The organism is Tabrizicola sp. (genome assembly GCF_031377265.1).
GTDB lineage: Bacteria > Pseudomonadota > Alphaproteobacteria > Rhodobacterales > Rhodobacteraceae > JAUYQR01.
The window spans coordinates 1-4,968 of record NZ_JANMET010000220.1 but is presented as its reverse complement, the minus strand read 5'-3'; the positions used below and the strand labels follow the sequence as shown (position 1 = coordinate 4,968).

At 62.1% G+C, this 4,968-nt stretch carries 5 protein-coding genes; 3 read left to right on the top strand and 2 right to left on the bottom strand.

Translation table 11 applies throughout. From position 1 onward, the window contains the following. Positions 1-418 (bottom strand): alpha-amylase family glycosyl hydrolase (locus RMO18_RS13100; protein ID WP_309666450.1); only part of this gene is annotated, 418 nt, incomplete at its 3' end. 237 nt (positions 419-655) lie between these two features. Between RMO18_RS13100 and RMO18_RS13095 the strand changes: the two genes are divergently transcribed. Further along, entirely contained in the window at positions 656-1,894 is a 1,239-nt protein-coding gene (locus tag RMO18_RS13095) for an MFS transporter (RefSeq protein WP_309666449.1), read from the top strand. 146 nt (positions 1,895-2,040) lie between these two features. On the opposite strand, the gene RMO18_RS13090 is transcribed toward RMO18_RS13095, so the two are convergent. Next, the gene (locus tag RMO18_RS13090) at positions 2,041-3,090 is read right to left on the bottom strand and encodes a DUF4424 family protein (protein ID WP_309666448.1); all 1,050 of its coding nucleotides are present in this window, start codon (positions 3,088-3,090) and stop codon (positions 2,041-2,043) included. A gap of 149 nt (positions 3,091-3,239) precedes the next feature. Here RMO18_RS13090 and RMO18_RS13085 point away from each other — a divergent pair, with 149 nt between their 5' ends. Both RMO18_RS13085 and RMO18_RS13080 read left to right on the top strand, forming a co-directional pair. Next, positions 3,240-4,409, top strand: a complete 1,170-nt coding sequence (locus RMO18_RS13085; protein WP_309666447.1) for an MFS transporter — start codon at positions 3,240-3,242, stop codon at positions 4,407-4,409. A gap of 80 nt (positions 4,410-4,489) precedes the next feature. Then, the coding region (locus RMO18_RS13080; RefSeq protein WP_309666445.1) for an aspartate-semialdehyde dehydrogenase at positions 4,490-4,968 on the top strand (479 nt) is incomplete at its 3' end.

Here is a 4,968-nt window from a genome sequence, read left to right as displayed (position 1 = left end):
AGTTGTTGGGCGGGCTGCCGTCATGGCGCGGATCGGCCCAGACGTACCAGTCGGCCTTCGGGTTGGTGCGAGAGGCGCGGCTTTCGGCAAAGTACGGGTGCTTGTCGGACGAATGGCTAAGCACCTGATCGATCACCACCTTCAAGCCCAGATCATGCGCCCGCGCCAGAAGCGCGTCGAAATCGGCAAGCGTTCCGAACACCGGGTCAACGTCGGTATAGTCCGACACGTCATACCCCATGTCGGCCATCGGCGAGCGGAAGAACGGCGATAGCCAGACCGCATCGACACCCAGATCGGCCAGATGTTGCAAGCGCCGTGTGATGCCCGGCAAATCGCCAATCCCATCGCCGCTGTCGTCTTGAAACGACCGGGGATAGACCTGATAGGTCACCGAACCGCGCCACCATTCCTGCATGACGACCTCCTGTCACTTGCACGGGGCGCATAGCCGACCCTCCATCTTGACAACAGGTCGCATGCAAGGCGACTGAGTTAAAATCCCGAAAACCAGAGGTTTTGCGGCACTTCAGTCACGCATTGCCCATGCGATGGACGCTCCGGCGCCGCGCAGTCGCCTGTAACCGGTACAATACTCTGTTTGACGCCGCAGCGCCATGGACGCACCGTCCGCACCAAATTGCCGGAGTGCAGCATGGCCAAGACCACCCTTTTCACCCCGGTGCTGATTGCGGGCTGCATTATTCTGATGTTGTCTTTCGCGATCCGGGCCAGTTTTGGTGTCTTTCAGATCCCGGTGGCGGCCGAGTTCGGCTGGCTCCGGTCGGACTTCTCGCTGGCAATCGCGATTCAGAACCTCGCTTGGGGGATTGGCCAGCCCGTATTCTCGGCCTTTGGCGAACGCTTTGGGGATCGCAAGACCATTACAATCGGCGCGATCCTTTATGCGCTGGGGCTGGTGCTGTCAGCCTATGCCATTACGCCTGGGCAACATCAGGCGCTGGCGATCCTGGTGGGCTTTGGCATTGCGGGAACCGGGTTTGGCATCATCCTGCCGTTGATTGGCCGCGTCGCCAGTCCGGAACGGCGCAGCCTGACGCTGGGCATCGGGTCGGCCATCGGGTCTGCGGGTCAGGCCATCGGACCACCGGCAGCAGAGTTCCTGATGCAAAGCTACAGCTGGCAGACGGTGTTCCTGATTTTTGCGGGCGTCATCCTGTCGGCACTGCTGGCGCTGCCGTTCCTGCGCGCCCCTGACAAATCGAAAGCATCGACTGAACCGGAAGAGGCCCTGCTGACCGTCGTGTCCCGCGCCTTTCGTGACCCGTCTTACACGCTGATCTTCCTTGGATTTTTCTCGTGCGGCTATCAGCTTGGCTTTATCACGGCGCATTTTCCGGCCTTCATCACCGAGGTTTGCGGCCCGATTGATCCGGCCGGAATGCTTGCGGGCGTGGGTATTACCACGACGTCCGCGCTGGGGGCGGCGGCTATTGCGGTGATCGGCATTGCCAATATCTTCGGGTCGGTACTGGCTGGATGGCTGGGTGGGCATTTCCCCAAGAAATACCTGCTGGCTGCCATATATACCGGGCGGACGCTGGCCTCGGCCATCTTCATTCTGCTGCCGATGACGCCGGCTAGCGTGCTGATCTATTCCGCCGCGATGGGGGCCATGTGGTTGGCCACCGTGCCGCTGACCAGCGGGTTGGTCGCACAGATTTACGGGGTGAGATACATGGGCACGCTTTATGGCTTCGTGTTCCTCAGCCATCAGATCGGCAGCTTTCTGGGCGTCTGGCTTGGTGGCAAGATGTATGACTTGAGCGGAGGCTATACTCTGGTCTGGTGGATCGGCGTTGGAGTGGGTGCGTTTTCGGCGATCGTGCATTTGCCGATCAGGGAGCGGCCACTGCGGACAGCTGCGGCCTAAGCGCTCGCTGAGTTAATACCCTGACTCCAGTGGATTTTCCTGATCTTCCCGGCGTCTTCTTTGCATCTTCCTTACGTCTTCATTCCGTCTACACGCGCGCTGGATAGTTGCCGCATTAACCATGCACCGCGAATCGGGGCCGAAGATCAGTTTTTCATCGGCCCGACCACCAGAATTTCCAGATCCCGCTCGGGCACGTAGTTGGTCTTTTCCATCACGAAGGTCGTCGGCCCGGTCTTCTTGATGCCGTCGGCGCAAAGCGACACGATGTTGGTGGGCTTGCCCTTGTCAACGGTCAGACGAAACTTGCCGATTGGCCCGGCCCAGCTGTTTGCCGTTCGAAGCACATAGGCGATGTTCCAGGACATCCCCATTGAGTATTCGACGCCGTCATCACCCCTGACCGCCAGCGCCTTTGCCATCGCCTTCGACGTGCCCGCATCAACGCAATACCGGGCGGCCTCTGACAGCATGTAGTCCTCTGGCGGGTCGCTCCACCCGAACAGACCACCGGACGAGCGGTTTTCGTACTCATGGCTGATCTTCACCACCTTCCCGGCGGGAAAGGTCTGCGTCCAATGATAGCGAACTACGATTGACCAGGTGGGATAGGCATATGCCCCACCCGCGCCATCGTCGTAGAATTCCGCCAACCCCAGCTTGGTGGCCTCGGCCCGGCCCGCATCATCCAGCCCCTTCAGCGCCTCCTCGATCTTTGCGCCGTTCAGCGACAGCGGAATTCCCAGCTTTGCGAGATCCGCCGTCACGTCCCGGCCCGGTGTGTCGTATTGCTCGGCCAAGGCGCGGCCTTCTTCCCAAGGCGGTGCGATCACCGCGATCCGGTCGACAGCGACGGGCACCTCCGCGCCATCGACAACCGCTTTGAAGTTGACGAGGTTGTCGCGGTCGGGGTCCTCGGGCAGGTTCCAATCGGATTCCATCAGCCCGCCCACCGAGACGGGCGGCAGCGGAAAGATCACCTCGCCGGTCACGTCGGTATCGGTCAGGTTGCGAAACACGTAAGCCACGGCGATGCGGTCGATGCCGATGAACAGGTCTTCTTCCTCCATCGCCACGGCGTCGGTTTGCGAAAAGGTCAGGCCGGTGGCCGCCAGACCGCCAAATCCGTCGTTGGCGGCAACGGGCAAGGTCAGCAGACACAGAAGCGCCGTCAGCGGAAGGGTCAGGTCAAACATCTTGCGTGGCCTCCTTGCGGGTTGTCATCCGCATCTGACCGAAGACGGTGCGGTCGGGCAAGTGCGGTCTTTCCCGGTGTTTGCGCGTCTGGCCCTTCGGTTGCCAAGCCCTTACACGTAGCGGACTGACCTCAATCCGAAAGCCTCAGATGTACGCCGGACTTGCAGCCCTGATCCTCGCCTATGTGCTTAGCCAGTTCTACCGGGCATTCCTTGCAGTTCTGGCCCCGGTGCTGAAGGTTGACCTTGCCGTGACTGCCGCCGATCTGGCCTCGGCCTCCGGGTGGTGGTTCCTTGCCTTTGCCGCGATGCAACTGCCCATTGGCGCGGCGCTTGACCGTTTCGGCCCGCGCCGCACCGCCAGCGGGTTGATGGCGGTTGGGGCTGCAGGAGCCGTGCTGTTCGCAGTGGCGACCACGGCGTCAGAATTGAAGATCGCGATGGCGCTGATCGGCGTGGGGTGTTCGCCAGTGCTGATGGCCAGCTATTTCATCTTTGCCCGCAGTTTTGCCCCCGCCGCCTTTGGCACCCTTGCCGGGATGACCATCGGCATCGGGTCGCTTGGCAACATCGCCTCGTCGCTGCCGCTGTCTGCGGCGGTTGAGGCGTTTGGCTGGCGGCCAACGGTTGCCGCCCTTGCCGTGATCACCGCCCTGACCGCAGTGGCCATTGCCGCCCTCGTGCGCGACCCGGAGCGGTCGGGGAGCGGTCGTCAGGGCTCGGTTCTGGACTTGCTGAAGATGCCCGCCATCTGGCCGATCCTTGCGATGATGACGGTGTGCTATATGCCCATCGCCGGGTTGCGCGGGCTGTGGGTTGGCCCGTATTTTGCGGATGTGCACGGCTATGATGCGCTTGCCGTGGGCCAGGTGGGCCTGTGGATCGGCATTGCGATGGTGGCAGGCAACTTTGCCTACGGCCCGCTTGACCGGCTGCTGGGCAGCCGCAAATGGGTGATCTTTGGCGGCAATGCGCTGACCGTGCTGTGCCTGTTCGGCCTGTGGGCCTTTGCCGCCGCACCGCCGCTGACGGCCACCGCCCTGCTTGTGGCAGCGGGTTTTTTTGGCGCGAGCTTTCCCATGGTCATCGCCCACGGGCGCGCCTTTTTCCCGCCGCACCTGATGGGGCGTGGCGTCACCCTGCTTAACCTCTTTGGCATTGCACCCATCGGCATTGCGCAGTTCGTCACCGGGCGGCTGCATGGCTCTGCGCCGAAGACACCGCCCGAGGCCCCGTTCGAGGCGGTGTTCCTGTTCTTTGCCGTTACGACCGCTGTAGGCGTGGCCGTGTACCTCTTGTCACAAGACCGTACCGACTGACTGCCCCCCCTTTCCCCCGCCCCGCCCATGCGGTAACAGGCCCCGTCCCCACACCGGGGGCCAGGTAAAGGAGAACCCCGATGGGCTACAAGGTCGTCGTCGCGGGTGCCACGGGTAACGTGGGCCGCGAAATGCTGAACATCCTCGCCGAGCGCGAGTTTCCCGTGGACGAGATTGCCGCACTGGCAAGCCGCAAATCCCTGGGCACTGAAATCAGCTTTGGCGACAAGACCGTCAAGACCCGCGACCTTGAGACTTTCGATTTCACCGGCTGGGACATCGCGCTGTTTGCCATCGGGTCGGACGCGACGAAGATCTACGCGCCCCGCGCCGCCGCGGCCGGTTGCATCGTGATCGATAACTCGTCGCTTTACCGCTACGATTCGCAAGTGCCGTTGATCGTGCCGGAAGTGAACGCCGATGCGATCATGGGCTACAAGAACAAGAACATCATCGCCAACCCGAACTGTTCGACCGCGCAGATGGTGGTGGTGCTGAAGCCTTTGCATGACCGCGCGCGGATCAAGCGGGTGGTGGTCAGCACCTACCAATCCGTGTC